This is a genomic window from Arthrobacter sp. Hiyo1, from assembly GCF_001263615.2.
Lineage (GTDB): Bacteria > Actinomycetota > Actinomycetes > Actinomycetales > Micrococcaceae > Arthrobacter.
Genome location: NZ_DF952469.1, coordinates 753640 through 758376, shown reverse-complemented (window position 1 = coordinate 758376; position 4737 = coordinate 753640). Strand labels below are relative to the sequence as shown.

Sequence of the window (4737 nt, the reverse complement as noted above, 5' to 3'; positions counted from 1 at the left end):
GAGGCGTTGCTCGAAGGGTTGAACCCCCAGCAGGAGGAAGCCGTCAAACATGCCGGCAGCCCTTTGCTGATCGTGGCCGGGGCCGGTTCGGGCAAAACCCGCGTGCTGTCGAACCGCATTGCGTACCTGATCGCCACCAGGCGGGCCCATCACGGCGAGATCCTGGCTATCACCTTCACCAACAAGGCGGCCGCGGAAATGCGGGAACGCATCGAAGCCCTGGTGGGTGCCCGTGCCAAGTCCATGTGGATCTCGACGTTCCACTCCTCCTGCGTGCGTATCCTGCGCCGTGAAGCTACCAACGTGGGGCTGAACTCCAACTTCTCCATCTACGATTCCGCAGACTCCTTGCGGCTCATCACGCTCGTAGCGAAGAACCTGGACCTCGATCCCAAAAAGTTCGCGCCCAAAGCGATCCAGCACAAGATCTCGGCCCTCAAGAACGAGCTCATCGACGACGATGCGTTCGCCTCGAGCGCCAACTACAACGAACCCTTCGAACAAGCCGTGGCCGAGGTCTTCAAGGGCTATACCCAGCGCTTACGCCAGGCCAACGCCATGGACTTCGACGACCTCATTGCGCAGACCGTCTACATGTTCCGGGCCTTCCCCGCGCTCGCGGAGTCCTACCGCCGTCGATTCCGCCACGTCCTCGTGGACGAATACCAGGACACCAACCACGCACAGTACGCATTGGTCCGCGAAATCGTCGGTGAGGGTCCCCAGGCGAGCGAGCTGACCGTCGTCGGCGACTCCGACCAATCCATCTACGCGTTCCGCGGTGCGGACATCCGCAACATCGTCGAATTCGAGAAGGACTACCCGGAAGCCCGCACCATCAAGTTGGAGCAGAACTACCGCTCCACCCAGAACATCCTGAGCGCGGCGAACTCCGTTATTTCGCGCAACCCCAACCGCCCGGACAAGAAACTCTGGACGGCCGAGGGCGACGGCGAGAAGATCATCGGCTACGTAGGCGAGAACGAGCACGACGAAGCCCAGTTCATCGCCAAGGAGATTGACCGGCTCCAGGACGAGGAAGGCCTGCGTCCCGGCGACGTCGCCATTTTCTACCGCACCAACGCCCAGTCCCGCTCCATTGAAGACGTCCTGGTCCGCGTCGGACTGCCGTACAAAGTGGTGGGCGGCACCCGCTTCTACGAGCGCAAGGAAATCAAGGACGCCCTCGCGTACCTTCGCGTCCTGGTGAACCCGGACGACGACGTCAATTTGCGTCGCGTCCTCAACGAACCCAAGCGGGAATCGGTGATCGTGCCGAAGGCGCCGTCGCGGCGCTCGCCGAGCGCGAACGCACGTCGTTCATGACTGCGGCGCGCAAGGCGGACCAGGCTCCCGGCATGGCCACCCGCTCCGTGAATGCGGTCCTAGGCTTTGTGAAACTCCTGGATGACCTGGCCGAAGTGGCTTCGGGTTCCGGGGCTGCGGCAGCTTTGGAAGCAGTACTGGAACAGACCGGGTACCTTGCCGGGCTCCGCGCCAGCACCGATCCGCAGGACGAATCCCGCGTGGAAAACCTCGCCGAACTCGTGGCGGTGGTGCGGGAATACGAGCGCGACAACCCCGAAGGCTCACTGGGTGAATTCCTGGAGCAAGTCTCCCTCGTAGCCGACGCCGACCAGATCCCGGACGCTCCCGAAGGATCCTCCGAGGACGCAGCCGCCGCCGTCGCAGAGGCCAAGCGGATGGGCGTCGTCACGCTCATGACGCTCCACACGGCCAAGGGCTTGGAATTCCCCGTTGTCTTCCTGACCGGTATGGAACACGGACTTTTCCCGCATCAGCGGTCCGCAACCGATCCCAAGGAACTGGCGGAAGAGCGTCGCTTGGCCTATGTGGGCCTCACCCGTGCACGGAAACGCCTTTACGTGACCCGCTCGGAAGTTCGCAGCATGTGGGGCCAGAGCCAATACAACCCTGCCAGCCAGTTCCTCGAGGAGATCCCTACCGGTCTCGTGGAGTGGAAGCGCGAGGGCACCTCCCGCCAAGTGAGCGGCTGGGGGAACGCCCCCATCGGTTCCGGGCGTTACGGGGGCTCCTTCTGGGGTGCTGGAACCTCGCGCGGGGCCGCAGCCAGCGATACGGCGGGCTTCAACGCGGACGTGCCGGCCGCCGTCGTACGCAATCGTGTCCAGCCGCAAAAGGAAGTGGTCGCCGTCGTCGTGGGGGACAAAGTGAACCACACGAGCTTCGGCAACGGCACCGTGATCGGCGTCGAAGGCGCCGGGGACAAGACCGTGGCGAAGGTGAAGTTCGACGTCGGCGAGAAGCGGCTGCTCTTGCGTTACGCGCCGCTGACCAAACTGGATTCGTAGCGGCTCTTGAAGCCGGAAAACCGCGTCATATAGGGGTTTTTCTACGGTCGATAGAAGTGTGTGCTTACTCACTTAACAGGTACTGTAGAACCGGCTGGCCTCCCCGGGGGGCTAAAGTTCGAGAGGAACTTGCGCAATGTGACCGGCTGCTTGGCAGCCGTTCGATGCGCACCTATCCGCAGCCGGTTTTCGCGGTCACCGTGGTTTCCGGCTGTACAGAAACTACTTCGACGTAGAAGGACACTAAACCGTGGACCTGTTTGAATATCAGGCGCGCGATATGTTCGAAGCGCACGGTGTACCCGTGCTCGCCGGCATCGTGGCGCACACTCCTGAAGAAGCAAAGGCTGCTGCCGAGAGCATCGGCGGCGTAACCGTCGTCAAGGCGCAGGTAAAGGTCGGTGGCCGTGGCAAGGCCGGCGGTGTCAAGGTCGCAAAGTCCGCTGACGAAGCGCTTGAACACGCCACCAACATCCTTGGCATGGACATCAAGGGCCACACCGTCAACAAGGTCATGATCGCCCAGGGCGCCGACATTGCTGAGGAATACTACTTCTCCGTCCTGCTGGACCGGGCCAACCGCAACTACCTGGCCATGTGCTCGGTTGAAGGCGGCATGGAAATCGAGCAGCTTGCTGTTGAGCGCCCCGAGGCCCTCGCCAAGGTCGCCATCGATCCCGCCGTCGGTATCGACCAGGCCAAGGCCGACGAAATCGTCGCCGCTGCCGGTTTCTCCGAAGAACTGCGTGGCAAGGTTGCTTCCGTCATCCTGAAGCTCTGGGACGTCTTCAAGAAGGAAGATGCAACCCTTGTCGAGGTGAACCCCTTGGTCAAGACCGGCGCTGGCGACATCGTTGCCCTTGACGGCAAGGTCTCGCTCGACGAGAACGCCGGCTTCCGCCACGTTCACCACGGTGAACTTGAGGACAAGGACGCAGCCGACCCGCTCGAGGCCAAGGCCAAGGCTCAGGACCTCAACTACGTGAAGCTTGACGGCTCGGTCGGCATCATCGGCAACGGCGCCGGTCTTGTGATGTCCACCCTCGACGTCGTCGCTTACGCAGGCGAGAACCACGGCAACGTCAAGCCGGCCAACTTCCTGGACATCGGCGGTGGAGCTTCCGCTGAGGTCATGGCCGCTGGCCTGGACGTCATCCTTGGTGACGAGCAGGTCAAGAGCGTATTCGTGAACGTCTTCGGTGGCATCACCGCGTGCGACGCTGTGGCAAAGGGCATCGTCGGTGCACTGGCCGAGCTTGGCTCCAACGCCAACAAGCCGCTGGTTGTCCGCCTCGATGGCAACAATGTCGAAGAGGGCCGCCGCATCCTGCCGAGGCCAACCACCCGCTGGTTACCCTGGCAGCCACCATGGACGAGGGCGCCGACAAGGCCGCCGAGCTCGCCAACGCAGCGAAGTAAGGGACGCAAGACTATGTCTATCTACCTCAACAAGGACTCCAAGGTCATCGTCCAGGGCATCACCGGCGGCGAAGGCACCAAGCACACCGCCCTGATGCTCAAGGCCGGCACCAACATCGTCGGCGGCGTCAACGCCCGCAAGGCCGGCACCACGGTGCTGCACGGCAACAAGGAAATCACCGTCTTCGGCACCGTCAAGGAAGCCATTGCGGAGACCGGCGCCGACGTCTCGATCGTCTTCGTTCCGCCGGCATTCACCAAGGCCGCCGTAGTTGAAGCCATCGAAGCAGGAATCGGCCTGGTTGTTGTCATCACCGAAGGCGTGCCGGTTCAGGACTCCGCCGAGTTCTGGGCACTCGCCCAGGCCACGGTGGACGCTGATGGCAAGCAGATCACCCGCATCATCGGCCCCGAACTGCCCCGGCATCATCACCCCGGGCGAAGCCCTGGTTGGCATCACCCCGGCAAACATCACGGGCAAGGGCCCCATCGGCTTGGTCTCCAAGTCCGGTACCTTGACCTACCAGATGATGTACGAACTGCGCGACCTCGGTTTCTCCACCGCGATCGGCATCGGTGGCGACCCCGTCATCGGCACCACGCACATCGACGCCCTGGCCGCGTTCGAGGCTGACCCGGAGACCAAGGCAATCGTCATGATCGGCGAAATCGGTGGCGACGCCGAAGAGCGCGCAGCCGACTTCATCAAGGCAAACGTCACCAAGCCGGTTGTCGGCTACGTTGCAGGCTTCACCGCCCCCGAGGGCAAGACCATGGGCCACGCAGGCGCCATCGTCTCCGGTTCCGCGGGTACGGCACAGGCCAAGAAGGAAGCTCTCGAAGCTGCAGGCGTGAAGGTCGGCAAGACGCCGTCCGAGACCGCCAAGCTCCTCCGCGAGGTCTTCGCAACCCTCTAGCACAACCCGCGCAGGGTTTCCGCGCGATTGAAGTACGGCGGCGCGTCACCTTCACGTGGAAGGTGACG

The 4737-nt window shown here is 63.0% G+C and carries 3 pseudogenes; all 3 read left to right on the top strand.

The window, feature by feature from the left end:
- Nucleotides 1-2333: pseudogene (gene pcrA / locus AHiyo1_RS07795) on the top strand (DNA helicase PcrA); the annotation flags it as partial.
- Between the two features lie 250 nt (nucleotides 2334-2583).
- Nucleotides 2584-3752 (top strand): annotated as a pseudogene (gene sucC, locus AHiyo1_RS07790) (ADP-forming succinate--CoA ligase subunit beta).
- 13 nt (nucleotides 3753-3765) lie between these two features.
- A pseudogene (sucD, locus tag AHiyo1_RS07785) lies at nucleotides 3766-4669 on the top strand (succinate--CoA ligase subunit alpha).
- Nucleotides 4670-4737 lie beyond the last annotated feature (68 nt).